The organism is Flavobacterium circumlabens, from assembly GCF_004345565.1.
Taxonomy (GTDB): Bacteria; Bacteroidota; Bacteroidia; order Flavobacteriales; family Flavobacteriaceae; genus Flavobacterium; species Flavobacterium circumlabens.
On the sequence record NZ_SLWA01000001.1, the window covers coordinates 308,494 to 329,940 of the forward strand.

Sequence of the window (21,447 nt, forward strand, 5' to 3'; positions counted from 1 at the left end):
CAAATCAAAATGGTTTTATAACTTTGCACTCGAATACAGAGGAAAAATTTGAACTGATTGCAACCTCTTCATAATGAAATGGTTCGTTATGAATACTGAAATGTTTTTATTTCAGTAGTAAAAAATGCTAAAGCAGAAACTCTCCTTTAGCCTTTTTTAGCAATTTTACCTCGCTTAATTTTAATTTAATAAATTATTATGGCTTATTTATTTACGTCAGAATCTGTTAGTGAAGGGCATCCAGACAAAGTTGCAGATCAAATTTCGGATGCATTAATTGACAACTTTCTGGCATTTGATGCTAATTCAAAAGTAGCATGTGAAACTTTAGTGACAACGGGTCAGGTAATTTTGGCCGGTGAGGTAAAATCGAATACCTATCTTGATGTTCAGCAAATTGCTCGTGATGTAATCCGTAAAATCGGTTACACTAAAAGTGAATACATGTTTGAAGCGAATTCTTGTGGAATTCTTTCGGCCATTCACGAACAATCTGCCGATATTAATCAGGGTGTTGACAGAGCGAAGCCAGAAGAACAAGGTGCAGGAGATCAGGGAATGATGTTTGGTTACGCAACTAACGAAACAGAAAATTACATGCCACTGGCACTTGATTTATCTCATAAACTATTACAGGAACTTGCGATCTTAAGACGCGAAAACAAAGAAATCACTTATTTACGTCCTGATGCAAAATCTCAGGTTACTCTAGAATATAGTGATGACAATAAACCAACTCGTATTGATGCGATTGTAATTTCAACTCAACACGATGATTTTGAGGAAGAAGCTACCATGCTGGCTAAAATCAAAAAAGATATTATCGAGATTTTGATTCCGAGAATCATTGCCAAAAATCCGGCTCACGCTCATTTATTCAATGATAAAATTCAGTATCACATTAACCCGACAGGAAAATTCGTAATTGGAGGACCTCACGGAGATACTGGTTTAACAGGAAGAAAAATCATTGTTGATACATACGGTGGAAAAGGTGCTCACGGTGGTGGTGCTTTCTCCGGAAAAGACCCGAGTAAAGTAGACAGAAGTGCTGCTTATGCTACACGTCATATCGCTAAAAACTTAGTGGCTGCAGGTGTTGCTGACGAAATCTTAGTACAGGTTTCTTATGCAATTGGTGTGGCTGAACCAATGGGAATCTTTATTGATACTTACGGAACTTCTAAAGTAAACCTAACAAACGGTGAAATCGCTAAAAAAGTAGAGGCTATCTTTGATATGCGCCCTTACTTTATTGAGCAGCGTTTGAAATTAAGAAACCCTATTTATAGCGAAACTGCTGCTTACGGACACATGGGACGTCAACCGGAAGTGGTAACTAAAACTTTTTCTGCTCCGGGAGGACATGTAAAAACAGTTACTGTTGAATTATTTACCTGGGAAAAACTTGATTTCGTAGATAAAGTAAAAGCTGAATTTGGATTGTAAATTTAGATTATTAGACTGTCTTATATTCTTAGACTGTCTTAGATTTTTAGATTTTAGATTGTTGGATTTTTTGACAATTTTTTGACAATCTTTACTCTTAAACATAAAAAGGCCCGATTTCTGGAAATTAGAAATCGGGCTTTTATTTTGCCTAAAAAGAAAGGTCGAATCGCTATAAACAGTACCCTTTTAGCTTCACTGCCAACGACCAATTATCTCACCACTACACCAATTATTTCAGCGTTGTGCCGCTTATTTCAACGTTACAAATTCTCTTGTACTGTAGAATTACATTCGCAAAAGAAAAAACCAATGTAATTGATTTAAAATGAGTGATATAGAATTACCTCTGCACCAAATTCTCTCTGCAAGTGAGATAGAAAAAAAAATGCCTAAACTTCCGCCAGAATCCCGATATTATCTTTATGACGATGAAGATGACGAAGATGAAGATGATACAGAAGATCCTGATATGCTGTATTTTGAAGGGGATATCACTCTTTCTGAAAGTCAGCTTAAAGCCTTAAAAAAAGAAAACTATAATTTTAACATTGCAGTAAAAGGCAATCTTACTCTTGAAGGACATTTTTACACCGGCTATAATAAATTATGGGTGAGCGGTAACCTTTATTGCGACTCGCTCTCTAGTGCTGAATCTTTTAGAGTGAAAGGAAAAATTATCGCCCGTTATTATGTTACTTTTTCAGCCGATGATGATGAAGCATTAAGGAGCACCTCTAAATTAAAGATTGAAACCCCCTATATCTTTTCCTGGTATTATGATTTATCTAATATTACATTAAATCGTGACGCCATTGTTTTTATTGTATGTGACGAAGACGATTATGAAGAGATGACTTTAAAAAACTTTTGTTTTTTCAGCTTTAGTGTAATTTTTGCCGTAAAACCTGAATTATTAAATCCAATTTATGACAGTGACGATGACAGTGAAATATTTAATTTTGATCGCCTGGATGAAACCCTGCAAAAAGGCGAAAGCATATTTATAGAGGGCTTTGATGCTAATTCCTTACTTCTTGAACAACAAGCCGTAGAATATGAACGCTTAGAGCGCTACAAAGAAGCTTTTGCGATACTCAAACAACAGTTAAAATTATCGCCAGCCTACTATACTTTCTGGTATGACGCAGGAAGATTACTTTTTAATCTTGGAGCTTATGAGCAAGCCATCCCTTATTATGACAAAGCAGCCAATCTCTTTCCGGAAGAATTTGGAATTTTCAAAAATGACGCGGCAGATTTTACTGCTCTTGCAAGAGTACGTCTCCGCCAAGTAGACGAAGCCTTAAAATGGGCTGATTATTCTATAAACAATGGAAATGATATGCTACACTTTTCTCATCGTGTACGTGCAGAAGCTTATATTCTGAAAGAAGATTGGGATAAAGCAAAAGCTGATCTTGATATTGCATTGAAATTAAAACATGATCACCCTACTTCTAATTGGCTCATGGGCCTGGTATACCACCATTTTGGAGATACCCAAAATGAACACAAATACCATGAATTGGCTAAAAAAGCAAACAAAACTTTAGAAGCAAATTATCAAACACACCGTAACATCGATTTTTATTACCCGACAGCTACTAAACTAGACTGGCTTGATGAGGAGATTGAAACAGGAGAGGTTATTAAAGATGCCGACTATTGGGCACATTTTTTAGAAGAAACAGGTTATGGCCAACTTAACAAAGTACCTGAAGAGTTTAGAACTCTGGATATTTGTCTTAAGGTAATAAAAGAGACTTCCCCTCAAAGCTATGTTGGAGATGCCAAATATTTCCCTAAAGACTTACTTAGAACAACCGAGATTATCGAAGCATTGCTGGAACAGGGTATTCATAACATTGGTTATATTCCCAAAAATTGCATCACCAAAGAAGTTTTATTAAAATCAAAAGGCAGGTTTTCTAACCCTCAATACATTCCGAAAAAACTATGGGATTATGAATTGTGTAATTGGGCGGTCTCTGCTACCGGCAGTTTGAACGAATTGCCACAAGGTTTACTGGATTATGATTTATGCCTCAGAGCCGTTAAATATAATTCCTTTGCTATACGTCATGTTCCGGACTGCTATCGTGATGAACAAATGTACCTTACAGCAGTGGCCTATTCTCGTGATAGAAACTATAATATTCCATCACTATATTACGGTCCCGAAATGATATGCAAAGCTATCGATATTAATCCTATGGCTATCGATACTCTTCCTGGTAAATACATTGATGAAATTGTATTTAATCATGCTAATAAAAATATTGATTCTGATGTATTTGCTCCATTAGCCCATAAACATGGTGTGAATTTTAGGGAACATTTCGATCGCCCAACATTAAAAGAGGATTGTTGGGAAATATTCTGGGATGAAAAATTAATATTGAACGAACTTTCGAAAAAATTTAGCGAAATTTCTGGTGACGATATTCCTGAAAAAAAATACACTCAGGCCATTGCAGATGCTGTTTTTAAAAATAATCCTTATGATTTGAAATACATTCCCACAAAATTTATATCGGCAGAAATGGCAGCAAAAATCTTAAGGAAACACAATCATTGGGGAGACTTTCCAAGCATTAATTCCTTACCAGAAAGTGTCCAGGAAGTTATTCGAAGTTACGATTAAATAAATAAAGCGAAATTAAAAATAACAACTCTACAGAAGTAAAAGAGCTAATAAGTCAGAATAAATAAGGCTGTCTTAGATTTTTAGACTGTCTTAGATTATTGGATTGTTAGATTGTTTGACATTTTTTTACTTTTAAACATAAAAAAGCCCGATTTCTAGAAATTAGAAATCGGGCTTTTATTTTTAATCGGTTCTGTTTTTAATACGTTCCGTTTTGCATTTTTTCCAGTACTGCTTTCATGTCGTTTAATGTTTCCGGCTCATAAACCGTAGCGGAATATTGCAATGCTTTTTTCTGTAATTCGATTGCTTTCTCTTTTTGTCCGTCTTTGTAATACAGCTGTGCCAGCGTATCTAAATAATACGGATTGTTTTTCGTCACAGCCAGGCTGTATTCTGACCATACAATGGCCGATTTCATAAAAGCTGCATTTGCAGGTTTCTCTACCACAGACCAGGCTGCTGTATTGGCTAAATTAGAATGGTATTCTTTAAATGAATTCCATCCGTTATAAGAATACTCGGAATTAGCATCGATTGTTGCAAACAACTGATCTAAGGTCTCGATTACATTTCCTTTCTCCGTAGATAAATAGGTATTAAAATAAGTATTGAATTCTTTTAAGAAAGCAGTATTATCTGCACTTTCATCACTATCCTGACTCAGGTAAGCAAAATAATTTTTATAACATTCAAACCCGCCTTTTCCGATTGCAATTAACTTTTTATAGATTGAAATTATCTTATCCTGATTTGCCGTTCCTTCAACACCTTCCTGCGAAACATAACTGTTTATTTGCAAGGCAGATGAAATATCACCGCTTAAGTTCGTAACGCTTACAGCCGGTGCAGCTGCATCAACAACTTCTGATCTGGCTTTTTCAATAGCATCATAATGTTTGATCAAATAATCTATAGAAAGAAAATCGGTATCATTTAACACTCTGTCTTCTTTGAAAAACTGTTTAGAAAAGCCCTGGTTTTTAATTTCTTTCAAAATTGTTTCTACCAGAAGCATGTTAGGTTTTGTATCTTTCTGATGGGCTTCTATCAATTTTTTCCAGGTCTGCAAAACTTCCTTTTTATCTAAAGCCGCTTTTGGCAGTTTAAAATCGGCTGTATTATTTTCTGCCGCAACAGCCACCTCATAATCGGCTTCGTAATCATATGGCAATTCAAGGACTGCAGCCCTGTTAAATGCAGCAATCAGATCTGCATCTGTTGCTTTTTTATTTTTCACTACTTTATTAAAAGTATTAAAAGCATTCACACGCTGTACTTTTTTACAAAAATCATCATAGTAATTGAATTTGGCTTTTTGATCGTTTAAAGTAGATTTTGCACTTGTCAGTACATCTCCTTCTCCATTTAAAACAATGACACTCGGGTTGTCATTAATTTTATTTGCCTTAAGCCATTTTTTATCATCGGCAGTAGCCAGATAATAATTAAAGATATCATACTGAGGATCATAAACATCAAACATATTGTAACCCACCTGTACTTCCTGCTCTTTTACAAAAGCATCAAAATCAGCTTTTGCAGATGGATTTTTACTATCCGTATAAACCACAAGAAATTTTGTCTTTGCATTTTTAGTTGCAGCAATTGCTTCTTTTAAGCTGTTCTCAATTTTAAATTTAAAATTAATTTTAGGAGAAGCATAAGCACTGTCAACAGTAACTACTGAGCTGTCAACTGCTACACCGTAATCATCTGCTACTACAACTTCTTTCCCTGGATAAGTCCAGTTTGAAATAGTTTGTTTTTCAATTGCTGCAACTTTTGAAGCTGTAACCGCCGGAGTTTCTTTTTCATTTAAAAACACCAATGGATTTTTTCCTTTCTGTTCTGAAATTTTAAGTTCATTGGTTTTCTTATCAAAGATCCCTGTAATGTTTAAATCCCCTAAAACATCAAGCTCATATTTAATAGTCACCTCTGAAACATCTTTTGGCAAAGCATATTTATAAAGCTTAGATTCTGTATCATATCCTTCATAAACCAAATACAAATAATCAGTTCGGTCAATTTCGAATTCTAAATCCGGATTTATCCAATCGGGATCTACTTTTGTTTTAATGTCTGAAACTTTCTGATACTGAACTGGCTCAGAACCTTTTTGGGTACCTATATAAAATGAATAATAAGACGGTTCTAAAAATTTAATCTTAATTTTTTTTGCTTTTTTATCATTCTTAAACTCAAGGTTAAAAGAATCATCTGTTTTTACCTCCTGAGAAAACAATAACGAATCTCCTTTGATCTTGTATTCACCGGAATAAAACACCAGCTCGTACTTATTATTGTCCAATAAATTTAACTTGATTTTTTGTCCTTTGTTTGTTGAGATATAAGTCCCTTTTTCAATACTATTTGTTTGAGAAAAAGAAACAGATATTAAACAAAAAAACGCGAAGAAACTCCATATAAAATTGCGCATGCTTACCTTTTTTGGTTGTTAATACTAAGCACAAAGATATTTGATTCTGATCACAAATGAAGCAACTAATTTTTAATTTTTAGTAATCAAAATACTATAAGTTGTATTTCATCGAAAAAATGATGTAACGTGGCTGTACAGTGTATTGTGACACTCTTGTAGAAAACTGAGAAAAGCTGTCATCGTTAAGATACCTTGTATTTAAGAGATTTGTCGCCGCAATTTTATATTCCCACTTGCTGTCTTTTTTCTGATAAATTAAACTGGCACTTAAAAAATCATATTCATTATCGACCGTTTTGCCTGAATTATAATAATGATAAAACTCATATTCGGAAACAAATGAAAAGCTTTCCAAAAAGTAATAATCTAATCGTGCAAAAGGTTTGTCTGTATAGAATGTCGAACCGCTGTATTGATTGATTAAGGCATTATATCCAAATTCGATGTTCGGCAGGTTCTTATAATTTGTTGAAGCTTTTATGGTATAACTTTGACTAAAACTCTCCGTCGTAGCCGATTGATTATTTTGGATATTATTGAATTTAGACCAATTTAAACTGGCATTTACAGAAGCTTTATAATTCTTTAAAAAGGATCGCCCGTAATTTCCCATCCCTGAAAAAGTTTCATCGGCAAGGTTAGAATTATAAGGCGTAGAAGACTGATTGATTCCTGTAAAATCTGCTTTCGTTTTTATGGCATCTATTTTTTTAGTGTAGGTGGCGTTTGCAAAAATATTTTCAAAATTGAACATATTGTATTTAAAATACCGCAGGGAATGTACCTGCGAAGTCGCATTTTCCAAGGAACGATCTCCGCGAAACAAACTGCTGTAGTCGGATATTACATAACCCGCAGCCAATTGGTTAATATCGGTAAAATCATTGGATAATGAAAAATTGTACGTTAACGATTCTGATTTTTTGATTTGGTATAAAGCAAAAAAGTCCGGCAGTACTTTTGTGAAATTTTGCGAATAACCGGTCCCTGACTGCGTATTTTTCATTCCGTACGAATGCACACTAACACCGGGTGTCAGGGTGAATTTTCCGGCTAAAATTTTATAGTGGAATCCAAGGAATACATCATTAAAATTGTAGTTTACCTGATTGTTATTTTCGGCATTGTTCAGGTCATTTTTAGCTCCGTTATCTAACATTTGAAAAATATGGGAGTTAAAATCCTGATACGAATAGGTATTCCCGAAAGTAATATTGACATTACTTTTGGGCGTAACCATATAGTAATAATCCAGCTTAGCATCTATTTTGTTGGTTTTCACAAAACGATCCTGATTCAGATCATTTCTGGTCTGATTTGGATCATAACCTGACAAAACAAAGGGGCGGGATTGCAGGTTCGCGTTATAGAATGGATTTTCTTCCTGATACAAATGCTGCATTTCAAAGGCAAAAATATTTTTATCGCTTTGCGTATAATACAAACTCAAATTCTGATTGACTGAAGTTGGATCCTGTTTTTTACGGGTTAAAATTGTTTCTGTCGCAGCAATAGTATTTACAACCGATTCGCGCAGCAGGTCAGTATCTTCATCCTGTTTAGATAATTTAGTCAGGATATCATAATCAAACTGGAGTTTTGTATTGGGTTTATAACTGGAAGTTAATTTAAAAAGTCCCAAATCATTTTTCTGATGGGTTACTTCGTCTCGCTTTTGCTGATCTCTGGAGTCTAAAATCGTAGTCTGTGATTTCGTTTCCAGATCTGTTTTTGAGGAAGAAAGTATTCCAAAGCCGCTGATATTCCATTCTTTGGTAACGGAATAGGCAAAATTGGTAGCACCAAATTTCGTTTCAATTTCTTTAGCGCGATTGTTTCTTAAAATCGAAATACCCAAATCATTTGATGAAACATTAAAATTACTGCCGCCTTTTTTCATCATATTCTTAAACCCTCCGCTGAACTTAAAATAGTCCTGGGCCGTAAGTGGTAATTCTCCGATATTATTAAAATTGGTGATTACGTTAATGCTGTATTTCGGACTGTAATAAAACAATTTCGGATTAATAATATACCGGCTGTCCAGTTCTCCAACGCCGGTTCCTGCTGTCATATCACCAAACCAAAAGTTCTTTTTACCTTCTTTCAGTTTAATATTCATCGCAACATTGTCCTGATCATTTTCCAGGCCTTTCAAAGCTCCGACTTCGTTATAATTTCGTAAAACCTGCACTTTATCAATGGCATCCGCAGGAATATTTTTGACGCCCAATTTGGTATCTCCGTCAAAAAAATCTTTGCCTTCCACCATTAATTTCGTGACTTTCTTGCCTTCTACTTCTATTTCTCCGTCGGCATTTACCTCAACACCCGGCAGTTTTTTAAGAATATCTTCCAGTTTCTTTTCTGTTCCGGATTTAAAAGAATCGGCATTGTATACAATGGTATCTCCTTTTATGGAAACGGGCATTTCGCGCACAATTTCAACGCCTTCGAGTTCAATTCCGGAGCCATCCATTACAATATTCTGCACCATATTTACGGTTTGTGTCGCAATGGCAATTTCCTTCGATTTCATTCCAAGGTAACTTACCTTAATAACATAAGAACTATTGGGTTTCAGCGTTAACTGAAACTTGCCTTTATCGTTGGTAATCCCGTAGGAATCCATTGCTTTTGTTACCGAATTGACAGCCATAATATTGGCCATTTCCAACGGATTTTTCTGCTCGTCCTGAATAAAACCATCAAGACGAACGCTTTGAGAAAATGAAATACTGGTAAATAAAAAGGCGCAGAAACAAAGTATTTTGTTCATTAAGATAAAATTAGAATAAGTAATTTACGGAAAGAATATTTTTATCTTCCTCCCATCATTGGAGGTCCTCCGGCGCGTCCGCGGTTCATCTCCCTGAATTCCTCCATTTTTTTAATTACTGTTTCATCATATTCTTTTTGAGAAACTACTTTACCTTTTGTGGATGCTTTTATGGTTACTTTGTCTTTAGCGTTCAAAACAATTTTAGAACATAAAATGGTTGTTCTTCCATCATTTACTTCCAAAATCAGACCTGGTAATCCCCAGTAATTTTCCGGCCCCTGGTTTACGGGAATTTCCGGCGAATACCAGGCTGTTACTATAATTTCTTTTGGCATTTCGAAATTATCTTCGAAATTGGTTTTCGTTTCTCCGGAAGTCTTTTTTACGTCGTCCTTTTTATCTTCAGGCTTTTTTTCGTCGTTATTTTTAGGCCTGAAATTTCTAAAATCCGTTTTACTGGCTTCTTTCACAGCCGTTGCTCTATAACAGGTATAACCGCCAATTTGTTTGGTTTCAGGTTCCAGTTTCCAGTTTAACTTGGGTAAAGAATCTATTACCAGGAATTCTTTCCCCATAAACTCTTTATCAACTGTATAGGATTTTGTTTTTACATCCTTATAAAAAGTTCCTCCGCCTCCCATGAAAGAATTCATCATGACACGCATTCCGCCGCCTTGCTGTCCGGGAGCTTCCAGCTTTTCTTCTTCTTTATAAACAGAAGCTGATTTATCAAAGTTTAAGATAAAGGTTTTTTCGAGCATTTTTTTCATTCGCTCTTCTATGTTTTTTTGCATTTCGGGTGTAATATCCCGGTTTCCTCCTCTCATTCCTTCAATTTTAGGTGCCTGGGTTTTTGACTCGTAAACAGCCATTCCCTGAAAATCTTTCTGTGCGTGCAATTGGGTAAAAGCAAGCATCAAAAATAAATAATAGGATATATTTTTCATTGGTTTTTATATAAAGTTAGATAATATTACAAACGTACATTCAAATGTATCATTAATTTTAAAAAGGTGAAAATTAAATATATAAACACCTGTAAGCTGTCTACAGAATGAACTATTAATTAGACCGTTAGAAATCATAAAGGTTTAAAGGCAAAATCCTGTCTGCTTTAACGATTTCTATTATAGTTTTTGTAATTTGGCTGTTTACAAATCCAAATATCATGAGCAGAACGGTGCGACATTTTTTATTTATTCTTTTTATTGCCTGTTGCTCCCTGGTTGCTTTTGCACAAAATCAAAAAACAAAAACTGACATTATTTCTCATCTTAAGACTGATGCAGATGTTTTTTTGGGATATGATTCTTTTGGATATTGCTATCTGATCAAAAACAATGTTTTCAGTAAAGTCAAAGAAAATGAAACATTTGAATATAAAAGTGTTTCCCTCGGAAATATCACTAAAGTCGATTTGCAAAACCCGCTTAAAATCGTATTATTTTATGAAGACTTTAATAGCGTTGTCTTACTAGACAATCAATTGAATAAAATTACAGAGATTAATTTTTCTCAAAACAATATCCCAATCGTCGTTACGTTTATTGGTATGTCGACACAAAATCAACTGTGGATTTATAATTCCTTAAACCAGCAGATTGGGCTTTTTGATTATCTGAAAAATGAATACAAAACAGTATCTACTCCTCTCACAGAAACCATTAAATATTATCAAACCGATTTTAATACTTTTTATTGGATTGACAGGAAAAACAACTGGTTCGCGTGTGACATTTTTGGAAAAACAACCGCTTTAGGGAAAATACCTGATTTTGACACAATAGAAATTATGAACACCCATCAATATATTTTCAGCAAAGGTGATTTTTTGTTTTTTAAAGACATTTCTGATACAAATTCAAATACAATTTCTCAAATAGAAATTTTAGAAAAAACCTTTGATAAATTCTGTTACAAAGACCAAATTTTATCTATTTTTACATCTAAAGAAATCACAAATTATAAAATCGTAACACCGTAATGCACATAGCAATAGCAGGAAATATAGGCGCAGGAAAAACAACTTTAACTAAATTATTAGCGAAGCATTTTAAATGGGAACCTCATTATGAAGATGTAGTTGATAACCCATATCTGGACGATTTCTATCATCAAATGGAGCGTTGGTCCTTTAATTTACAGATTTATTTCCTGAATAGTCGTTTCCGTCAGGTGCTGCAGATTCGTGAAAGCGGAAAGAAAATCGTTCAGGACAGAACCATTTACGAAGACGCCCATATTTTTGCTCCCAACTTATATTCGATGGGATTGATGACAAGTCGTGATTTCGAAAATTATACTTCTTTATTCGAATTGATGGAATCTTTGGTGAAAGCTCCGGATTTATTAATTTATTTAAGAAGCTCCATTCCGAATCTGGTGGGTCAGATTCATAAACGCGGACGTGAGTACGAAAATTCCATTTCAATCGAATATCTGAGCCGACTGAACGAAAGATACGAAGCCTGGATTCAGACGTATGCCAAAGGAAAACTCCTGATTATTGATGTTGACAATATCAATTTTGTGGATAATCCGGAAGACTTAGGAAACATCATTAACAGAATTGATGCCGAATTGAACGGATTGTTTTAGAAACACCAGTTTATACGAAATAAAGAATGCCCCTTAAAAATTTTAAGGGGCATTCTTGTTTTTAAGGACATTATCTAAAAATTTTAATTTTGACAAAGTTCTTAAATTGTAACGAATTTCTTATATTTATGCCTAATTTTAAAAATTGGTAAAATGAAGATCAACGCCATTAGAACAGAAAAAGAGTATGATCTGGCATTAGAAAGAGTGAATGCTATTTTTGATGCTAAGCCTGACACTAATGAATCAAAGGAATTAGAAGAATTAGTAACTCTCATCGAAAAATATGAGGAAATTCATTATCCAATTCCAGAACCCAATCAAGATCAATAAAAAAATGCCTCTAAAACTTAGAGGCATTTTTTTATTGAAAATTAGCAGCAATTTATTTTGCAGCTTCTATTTTTGCTTTTACTTCAGCTTCAGTACCTTCAAACACTTCAGTTGTTGTTTTACCGTTTTCCGTTTTGGTTACGGTTCCGACCGTAACGCCATTTACCGTAGATAGATTAACCTCAAGACGGTTTTTTTCATATTTCGTGGTGTCGAAACAATCTGTTTTTTGGTGTATGTATTTCCCGTTTGCATTGTAATGCGCCAGGCATTTTGCCGTTTCTTCAGCGGTACAGCCTTTTTCTTTGCACATTTTAATACACTCTTCCTTTGTCATTCCGGACAAATCTCCACATTTGGAAACACCACCTGCATGCATTTCGGTTTTGGCACAGCAGGAAGCTTTTTCAGTCATAGCCGAAGCAGAATGACCTTCCCCTAAAATAGGTGCAATTACCAAACCAATCAAACACGTCAATTTGATCAAAATGTTCATTGACGGTCCTGATGTATCTTTAAACGGATCTCCAACAGTATCACCCGTTACAGCTGCTTTGTGTGCATCTGAACCTTTGTACGTCATTTCACCATTGATCAGGACACCTGCTTCAAAAGATTTTTTAGCATTGTCCCAGGCACCTCCGGCATTGTTCTGAAAAACGGCCCAAAGTACACCGGAAACGGTAACTCCGGCCATATATCCTCCTAACATTTCAGCGATTAACTGATTATTGTCTGCGTAAACCAATTTTCCTAACAATACAATTGCAATCGGAAAACCAATTGTCAGAATTCCCGGCAGCATCATTTCGCGTAAAGCTGCTTTTGTTGAAATTTCAACACATTTTCCGTATTCCGGTTTGCCGGTTCCTTCCATAATTCCCGGAATCTCCTTAAACTGACGACGAACTTCGTACACCATATCCATCGCTGCTTTCCCTACAGAATTCATCGCCAAAGCGGAGAAAACTACAGGAATCATTCCACCGACAAATAACATGGCTAAAACAGGCGCTTTGAAAATATTGATTCCGTCAATTCCTGTAAAGGTTACATACGCAGCAAATAAGGCCAGGGAAGTTAACGCTGCAGAGGCAATCGCAAATCCTTTTCCGGTTGCTGCTGTTGTATTTCCTACTGAATCTAAAATATCTGTTCTGGTACGAACTTCTTTTGGTAATTCGCTCATTTCTGCAATTCCTCCCGCATTATCTGAAATTGGTCCGAAAGCATCAATCGCTAACTGCATTGCCGTAGTGGCCATCATTGCCGAAGCTGCTAAAGCCACACCATAAAAACCTGCTAAAGCATAAGAAATCCAGATTGCCGCTGCGAATAGTAATACGGTTGGAAAAGTGGAAATCATTCCGGTCGCTAAACCTGCAATAACATTGGTCCCTGCTCCTGTTGAGGATTTCTGAACAATAGCCATAACCGGTTTTGTCCCCAATCCTGTATAATATTCCGTAACTGATGAAATTGCTCCGCCCACTACCAAACCTACCAATGTCGCGTAAAAAACACGCATTGAAGAAATTTGTTGTGCTCCTTCTCCAAAAAATTCCATTGTCATTACTTCAGGCAGCATATGTCTGACCAAAAAGAAACAGGCAATTGCTGTTAAAACAATCGAAACCCAGTTTCCTATATTTAATGCTTTTTGCACTTGTGCTTCTTTGGCATTGTCATCTGATATTTTTACCAGTGTAGTTCCGATAATCGAAAATAAAATTCCGAAACCGGCAATTGCCATTGGCAATAAAATGGGACCAATTCCTCCAAAAGCATCCTGGATATTTCCTCCCATATCTTTAATGACATAGTTTCCTAAAACCATCGCAGCTAAAACTGTTGCTACATACGACCCAAACAAATCGGCTCCCATACCTGCAACGTCTCCAACATTATCTCCAACGTTATCTGCAATTGTTGCCGGATTACGGGGATCATCTTCAGGAATTCCGGCTTCAACTTTACCCACTAAATCAGCTCCAACATCGGCAGCTTTCGTATAAATCCCACCGCCAACTCTCGCAAACAAAGCGATTGATTCCGCGCCAAGAGAAAATCCGGCTAATGTTTCCAGAACTTTAGTCATATCTTCAGATGAAGTCCAGACACCATTCATGAAGATTTGATAGAAAACAATAAAGAAACCCGTCAATCCTAAAACAGCTAAACCTGCAACACCAAGACCCATAACTGTTCCGCCTCCAAAAGAAACTTTTAAAGCTTGTGGTAAACTGGTGCGGGCTGCCTGCGTTGTTCTGACATTCGTTTTTGTCGCAATTTTCATTCCCATATTTCCCGCTAACGCCGAAAAAAAAGCGCCAAAGATGAACGCTACTACTATTAAAATATGTGTGGTGGGAACAATAAAGGAAATTCCTGCTAAAACTACACTGGCCGCAATTACGAAAAAAGTCAACAATCGATATTCTGCTTTTAGAAAGGCGAGAGCCCCTTCGTAAATGTGATCTGAAATCTCCTTCATTTTGCCGTCTCCGGCATCTTGTTTTAAAACCCAAGTCCTTTTTATTCCCATGAAAAGTAATCCTATAATTGCCATAACAATTGGCAAGTAAATCATAAATGCATTCATAATATTTTAATGGTTTTGGTTAATAGTCAATAAACTAACTAAAACGAATTTAAACAAAAAAGCAATACTCCTGACGGAGTATTGCTTTTTTTATAAAATAAGAGGCTTAAAATTATTTAATACTAAATAATCCCTCTGGTTTGTTTTCAATATCGTTAAAACGCTTTGTACATTCAGCAATAATCGCAAATGCTTCGTTTACGTCTCCCCAACCTTCAACATCAACTTTTTTGTTTTCAAGATCTTTGTAAACCTGAAAGAAGTGCTCGATTTCTTTTACCAAGTGTGGATTCATATCTGACAAATCAGTCAATGAATTCCAGATTGGATCTGAAACTGGTACACAAATAATTTTTTCGTCCGGTCCTTTATCATCTGCCATGTGGAAAACACCAATTGGTTTTACTTCCATAACACATCCTGGAAAAGTTGGTTCATTTACCAAAACCAATACATCAAGAGGGTCACCGTCAAGAGCTAAAGTTTCCGGAATAAATCCGTAATCAGCCGGGTACATCATTGAGGAGAATAACATTCTGTCAAAACGCATTCTTTTAATTTCAAAATCGTACTCGTATTTATTTCTGCTTCCTCTTGGTATTTCGATTAATACATCGAAAGTTGTTAGTTTGTCTGCGGTCATTTTTGTTTTTTATTATATCTTTAATTTCGGTTGCAAAAGTAACTAAAGAATCTATTTTTACAATAAAAAAACAGGTTAAATTATCTGCATTACCTTTTAAAAAACAAGCATTTAATAGGTAATTTTACGATTTCGCTTATTTAAGTAATAATGCCAAAGCAAATAGGTTGCATAAGAGCGATACGGACTCCATTGTTCTGCATGAATTTCCATTTCTGCTTTGTCGTGAATATCCAGTAATTCTTTGATGGTATTGATGACTGCAATATCCCCAAGCGGAATCAAATCCGGCTCCTGAAGACAAAACATCAGGTAAATATCAATCGTCCAGTTGCCTATTCCCTTTAATTTAATGAGTTCTTCCCTGACTTGTTGTGCTGATTTTGTCGCTAAGCTTTCAATATCCAGTTCTTTGTTCAGAACGGCATCAGCTAAGATTTTAATATATTTTGTTTTTTGACGGCTTACACCAAGGCTTCTAAATGCTTCGTCTGAAAGAATTGCCATGTTTTCCGGATTGCAGGTTGTGTAAGCTTTTATTTTTAAGAATGTGGCTTTCGCCGAATCAATGGAAACCTGCTGCTCGAGTATTAGCAACACCAAAGTTTCAAAACCCTGTGGACGTTTTGGAATTTGTGGTAATCCGTATTTCGTTATGATTTCCTGAAATATTGGATTTTTACCGGAAAGAAAATCGATGGCTTCCTGCATAAGTTGTGTAAATCTTCTCCAAAATTAAATAAAAATCACGCAGAAACGGAAAGTTTTTTTGCTCGCAGATTGGGCAGATGACGCAGATTTTTAATTACTTAATGCTTAAAATAAAAATAAAAAAAATTAGAAACAGCAATAAAAAAGATCTGCCCAATCTGCGAGAAATTAATCTGTTTTTAAATTAATCGCGTAAGGACGCAAAGACGCCAAGTTTTTTGTACGCAGATTTAACGAATTCTATCTTAAAATATATAACCTGCGTTAATCCGTGTAATCCGCCAAATCCTTGTAAAATAATCTAAACTCCTATCGTTAATTAGAAATAAACAAAAAACGCCAGGATGCAAGAAATAAAACCTGGCAACCTGGCGTTTTTTTGTGAGATTATTTTAATCTAAATATTAAAAATAGAACCCGAAAGATCCTTTTACTGCAAATTTATTCGCATCAGGATTATTTAAATAACTGCCTCTCCAGGAGAAATCAATTCGGAATACTTTGAAGATATTTCCGATTCCTGCGTTATATTCCCAGTATACATTTTCCGGTGCCACATAAGGCTGGTCTGATGCATTTATTGCTCTGTTGGCATTAGAAATGGTTCCATAAACTCCTTTTACCCCCACAAACTCTCTCCAGTTTAGTTTTCTCATAAATGGAATTCTGGCGAATAATCTTCCTCCAAAATCATGGTTCCATTGTAAGGTAGTATATTGATCTGTAATGAACTCGTAGAAATTTAGGTTACTAAAGGTATTTTCTATCGTAAAATAAGTCTGGTTTCCCGGAATTACGCTCATTAACCCTAACGGAATAGTCCCAAAAGTTTTTCCTGTTTCAAGAATAATATTTGATCTTCCTAGTGGTCCGATAACAATAGGCTGTTTATAAAACAACTGTATTTTTTCGTAAGCAAAATCGCTGTCCATAACTCCTTTAAGACCATAACTGAAATTAACGAAGAAATGACTGAACGGACTGTCTACCAAATCGCGTTCTACTCCAAAACCAATTGTTTTTCGTTTCGGCATAAGTTCAAACTGAACATTGGCTTCAAACTGTTTTACCTCACTTGCTACGACTCCTGAAGGGTTTGCTGTAGTTGGCAGCGTTGTATAATAATCTAAACTAAACGTTGGCGATGCCGATGCCAGTGTACGGTAGGAAATACCAGCCTGCACAACAAAGTTTTTAATTGGCTCCATTTCTACAGAAACATTGCTCAGATTAATATTGGTTAGTTTTCCGTTACTTCCCGTTGTAAATAAGGCAGAAGAAGCAAAACTTCGCCCTAAAATATCATTTGTTGTCGTTAAACTCGCGCCAATCTGTTCAATGTCACGCCTGTTTCCTCCGGAGATAATAACGCGTTTTTGCTTATCGACCATCCATTTTCCGGATGCTCCGTATTTGAATTTATGATCATCAAACCCATAAGCGGTGTAGGCTTGTAAACGCCACGGATCATTTGGACCAAAATACGTACGACCGCCTACGCGCAAACGCAAACCTTCTACCTCATTATAACCAAATGTGGAAAAAATAGGCCCGTAATCAAAGTTTTTAAATTCGACATAACCACTTCCCAAAATAGAAACCAGACTGTACAGCTGCTTAAACTTTTTTACCGTTTGCAGCGTATCAAGCATCTTGTAAATGCCTGCTTCGTCTTTGTTTAGTTTTTCGAAACGGTTCTCCTCCCAAAATTCAGGCGGTCGGTCATAGACTGCGTTATCAATAAAATTGACTTCTTCTTTATAAAATTTTTCCGGTTTCGGGATATTAAATTTATGATTTCTGAACAGTGTCGTTCGCTTACCGTAAACTCCTTTTGATTTTTCTTTTTTATTCAGAGCAAAATCAGACATCATATAATCACGTGTCAATAGAAAAACAGAGTCATTTTCTACATCAAACTCCTGCTCAATATAAATATCTTTTACCCAGTTGATATTGGCGCTTTTAGTAACACCCATATTTATTTTCTTGATGGCAAAAGTGGTATCGTTGACCCAAAAATCTCCTTTAAAGGTCAATTCGTTTTTACGTCTTGGATAAAATACAATGTTATAACACCATTTTTTGTCAATAAACGCACTGTCTTTCAATACATAATTATAAACATCAATTCCTGTTCTTGAAAGCGGGCTTGTAAAACTTTTATCGAAGAATTTAAGGTGATTGTCGTAAATATTATAATCTGAGTAAAGATCTTTTACGAAAGCCAGAATTTGCTGGTTTCCATTAAATCCGGATGTTTTACTTCCTGTGATATTCTCTTTGGTCTTTTTAAGTTTATTGTCACCATAAACATCATACACAGATTCGTTAATGAAAATTGGCAGATATGTTTTTCCGGTAACATCAGAAGTATCAACATGATCAAATACAAACTCCATTCCTTTGAAGAGTTTATTTTTCATGAAAGCACTGTCAATCGTATTCATATCGAATTCGACTTTTTCGTACTTCTGCATTTGATATTGATTGAACTGGTACAAACCGTTTTTACGCTTTCGCTCCCATATTTTCCTCAAAATATCTAAGGCAGGATTGTTTTTCTTTGATGTTTTTCCGGTAAAAATAACAACTTCATTCAATGCCTCGGCTTCGCCTAAAACAATTTTAAAATCATAATTCACCGCTTTTTCCAGAGGAACTTCCTTATCTGAAAATCCTGCAGAGGTAACCAGTAAAGCGGTATAAGTAGTAGGTGATTCCAGATAAAAACGCCCGTCCTCATTCGATACAATTCCTGTATTGGAGCCTTTAAAAACCACATTAGCAAAGGGAATCGGCTGATTGGATTTATCCAAAACAATTCCACTCACTTTTGTTTGTGCAGTAACCCTATTTGCAAATGCAAATACAAAAAAGAGGCTAAGTAAAATTATTCTTTTCATAATCCGGCAAAAAAAAAAACTTCATCAATTAATATGACTGATGAAGTTTTATAAGTATTGTTTATTGAACTATTTGTACATTACTTTTTTTACTGCTTTTACTACATCAGCTGCGTTTGGCAACCAGTCTTTTAGTAAAACAGGAGAGTAAGGTGCAGGAGTATCAGCAGTTGTAATACGCTGAATTGGCGCATCAAGAAAATCAAAAGCCTGTTCCTGAACAATATAGGTGATTTCAGAAGAAATACTTGCAAATGGCCAGGCTTCTTCTAAAATTACTAAACGGTTTGTTTTTTTAACAGAAGTAAGAATAGCATCTTTATCCATAGGACGAACTGTTCTTAAATCGATAATTTCACATGAAATTCCTTCTTTCGCTAATTCATCAGCAGCAATAAAAGCTTCTTTGATGATTTTTCCGAAAGAAACAATAGTAACATCTTTTCCTTCACGTTTCACATCAGCAACTCCTAACGGAATTGTGTATTCTCCGTCCGGCACTTCACCTTTGTCACCATACATTTGCTCAGATTCCATAAAAATTACAGGATCATTATCACGAATAGCTGATTTTAAAAGTCCTTTTGCATCATAAGGAGTTGAAGGCACTACAACTTTAAGACCCGGAGTGTTGGCAAACCAGTTTTCTAAAGCCTGAGAGTGCGTTGCTCCTAATTGTCCTGCAGAAGCAGTTGGTCCGCGGAAAACGATAGGCACATTAAATTGTCCACCAGTCATCTGACGCATTTTAGCAGCGTTATTTATAATTTGATCAATACCAACTAAACAGAAGTTGAAAGTCATATATTCTACGATAGGACGACAACCATTCATAGCTGATCCTACTGCGATTCCTGTAAAACCAAGCTCTGCAATCGGAGTATCGATTACTCTTTTTTCGCCAAACTCAGCAAGCATTCCTTTTGAAGCTTTGTAAGCCCCGTTATATTCTGCAACTTCTTCGCCCATTAAATATATGGATTCATCGTGACGCATTTCTTCGCTCATCGCTTCGCAAATGGCCTCTCTAAATTGTATTGTTCTCATATTTATATTGTATGTTGAATTTTCTGAAGAGCAAAAATAAATATTTTAAATAACTTAAAAGCATAAATTGAATTTAAAATCACACTAACTTCCCTATCCCTTTAGGTTTTAACTTTTAAAAATAGATTGTGCTATTTACGAAATCGATATAATAGTCCTTATATTGTCCTCCTGCTCTTTTTCAGACAAGCTTCGGTTTATTGGTTTCCTTTTTAAAGAGTAGCGAATTACTTCTTCTGAACCAAAACAATCGCAAAAGATAATAACCAGGTGTAATGGAGTAATCGCAAACATGTTCCACATTGCAAAATTCCTAAGAATCAGTTGAAATGAATACATTTTCATTTTTGTTTTCGGTTGAAAGTCCATCAAAATTTCATAATCTTCGAAAACGTAATAGTTTTTAAAAAATATTATGCACGCATAGTATATTATTCCGATTTTAATTTCTAAATTTGTAAAAGAATATTATAAATATAAAATATATACTTATGAAAATATTAGTTTGCATCAGCCATGTGCCTGATACTACTTCAAAAATTAACTTCTCAAATGGTGATTCAGAATTCGATACGAATGGTGTACAATATGTAATTAATCCTAATGACGAGTTTGGTTTAACACGTGCCATCTGGTTCCAGGAGCAACAAGGTGCTACTGTAACCGTAGTAAATGTTGGAGGTCCTGATACAGAGCCAACTTTACGTAAAGCACTTGCAATTGGTGCAAATGAAGCTATTCGCGTAAATGGAAATCCAACTGATGGTTTTTTTGTTGCAAAACAATTGGCTGAAGTAATTAAAACCGGTGGTTACGATTTAGTAATTGCAGGAAAAGAATCTTTAGATTATAATGGCGGAATGGTTCCGGGAATGATTGCAGGAATTTTAGGTTCTAACTTTTTAAACTCTTGCACCAGTGTAACTGTTGACGGAAATAACGTAAAAGCGGTTCGTGAAATTGATGGTGGAAAAGAAACAGTAAGCACTACTTTACCTTTGATTATCGGAGGTCAGAAAGGTCTTGTTGAAGAAAAAGATTTACGTATTCCGAACATGAGAGGAATTATGACCGCAAGAACAAAAGCGCTTACTATTCTTGAGCCGGTTGATGCTCCTCTAAATACAAAAGCAGTAAAATTTGAAAAACCAGCTCCTAAATCAGCCGTAAAATTAGTTTCTCCTGATAATTTAGATGAGTTAGTTAATTTATTACACAACGAAGCGAAAGTAATCTAGTAATCAGTTTTCAGTCGCAGTTTTCAGTCTTAGAACCTGAAA

General features: G+C 35.5%; 14 protein-coding genes. 6 read left to right on the top strand and 8 right to left on the bottom strand.

The window, feature by feature from the left end:
- Window positions 1-198: 198 nt before the first annotated feature.
- Both metK and EV142_RS01285 read left to right on the top strand, forming a co-directional pair.
- The gene (gene metK / locus EV142_RS01280) at window positions 199-1,449 is read left to right on the top strand and encodes a methionine adenosyltransferase (RefSeq protein ID WP_132031957.1); all 1,251 of its coding nucleotides are present in this window, start codon (window positions 199-201) and stop codon (window positions 1,447-1,449) included.
- A gap of 388 nt (window positions 1,450-1,837) precedes the next feature.
- On the top strand, window positions 1,838-4,096 hold the full coding sequence (locus EV142_RS01285; protein WP_209443525.1) for a tetratricopeptide repeat protein: 2,259 nt from the start codon (window positions 1,838-1,840) through the stop codon (window positions 4,094-4,096).
- Window positions 4,097-4,298: 202 nt separating this feature from the next.
- Here the strand turns inward: EV142_RS01285 and EV142_RS01290 are convergent, their stop codons facing one another.
- The 3 genes from EV142_RS01290 to EV142_RS01300 all read right to left on the bottom strand — a co-directional run bounded on the left by EV142_RS01290 (window position 4,299) and on the right by EV142_RS01300 (window position 10,274).
- Window positions 4,299-6,542: a hypothetical protein gene (locus tag EV142_RS01290; protein WP_132031961.1), complete on the bottom strand. Its 2,244-nt coding sequence runs from the start codon at window positions 6,540-6,542 to the stop codon at window positions 4,299-4,301.
- A gap of 94 nt (window positions 6,543-6,636) precedes the next feature.
- Complete coding sequence (locus EV142_RS01295; RefSeq protein ID WP_132031963.1) at window positions 6,637-9,324, bottom strand: carboxypeptidase-like regulatory domain-containing protein; 2,688 nt, start codon at window positions 9,322-9,324, stop codon at window positions 6,637-6,639.
- 41 nt (window positions 9,325-9,365) lie between these two features.
- Window positions 9,366-10,274 (bottom strand): GLPGLI family protein, encoded by a 909-nt coding sequence (locus tag EV142_RS01300; RefSeq protein ID WP_132031965.1) that lies wholly within the window; start codon window positions 10,272-10,274, stop codon window positions 9,366-9,368.
- A 221-nt stretch (window positions 10,275-10,495) separates the two neighbouring features.
- Between EV142_RS01300 and EV142_RS01305 the strand changes: the two genes are divergently transcribed.
- The 3 genes from EV142_RS01305 (at window position 10,496) to EV142_RS01315 (ending at window position 12,258) form a co-directional block, all read left to right on the top strand.
- Window positions 10,496-11,311 (top strand): hypothetical protein, encoded by an 816-nt coding sequence (locus EV142_RS01305; protein ID WP_132031967.1) that lies wholly within the window; start codon window positions 10,496-10,498, stop codon window positions 11,309-11,311.
- Window positions 11,311-11,925 (top strand): deoxynucleoside kinase, encoded by a 615-nt coding sequence (locus tag EV142_RS01310; protein WP_132031969.1) that lies wholly within the window; start codon window positions 11,311-11,313, stop codon window positions 11,923-11,925. Before EV142_RS01305 ends, EV142_RS01310 begins: the two co-directional genes overlap by 1 nt.
- A gap of 153 nt (window positions 11,926-12,078) precedes the next feature.
- Window positions 12,079-12,258 carry a transcriptional regulator gene (locus EV142_RS01315; RefSeq protein ID WP_132031971.1) on the top strand — a complete coding sequence of 60 codons (180 nt, stop codon included), beginning with the start codon at window positions 12,079-12,081 and terminating at the stop codon, window positions 12,256-12,258.
- A gap of 52 nt (window positions 12,259-12,310) precedes the next feature.
- Here EV142_RS01315 and EV142_RS01320 read toward each other — a convergent pair whose 3' ends face one another.
- The 5 genes from EV142_RS01320 to EV142_RS01340 form a co-directional block, all read right to left on the bottom strand.
- Window positions 12,311-14,860 (bottom strand): sodium-translocating pyrophosphatase, encoded by a 2,550-nt coding sequence (locus tag EV142_RS01320; protein ID WP_132031973.1) that lies wholly within the window; start codon window positions 14,858-14,860, stop codon window positions 12,311-12,313.
- 112 nt (window positions 14,861-14,972) lie between these two features.
- A complete protein-coding gene (locus EV142_RS01325) occupies window positions 14,973-15,503 on the bottom strand; it encodes an inorganic diphosphatase (protein WP_055097158.1) in 531 nt (176 codons plus the stop codon).
- A 111-nt stretch (window positions 15,504-15,614) separates the two neighbouring features.
- On the bottom strand, window positions 15,615-16,214 hold the full coding sequence (locus EV142_RS01330) for a DNA-3-methyladenine glycosylase family protein (RefSeq protein WP_132031975.1): 600 nt from the start codon (window positions 16,212-16,214) through the stop codon (window positions 15,615-15,617).
- Between the two features lie 404 nt (window positions 16,215-16,618).
- Complete coding sequence (locus tag EV142_RS01335; RefSeq protein WP_132031977.1) at window positions 16,619-19,120, bottom strand: DUF5686 family protein; 2,502 nt, start codon at window positions 19,118-19,120, stop codon at window positions 16,619-16,621.
- Between the two features lie 69 nt (window positions 19,121-19,189).
- Window positions 19,190-20,167: a pyruvate dehydrogenase complex E1 component subunit beta gene (locus tag EV142_RS01340; RefSeq protein ID WP_127337862.1), complete on the bottom strand. Its 978-nt coding sequence runs from the start codon at window positions 20,165-20,167 to the stop codon at window positions 19,190-19,192.
- 491 nt (window positions 20,168-20,658) lie between these two features.
- Between EV142_RS01340 and EV142_RS01345 the strand changes: the two genes are divergently transcribed.
- Window positions 20,659-21,405, top strand: coding sequence for an electron transfer flavoprotein subunit beta/FixA family protein (locus tag EV142_RS01345; RefSeq protein WP_132031979.1), 747 nt, complete (start codon window positions 20,659-20,661; stop codon window positions 21,403-21,405).
- Window positions 21,406-21,447 lie beyond the last annotated feature (42 nt).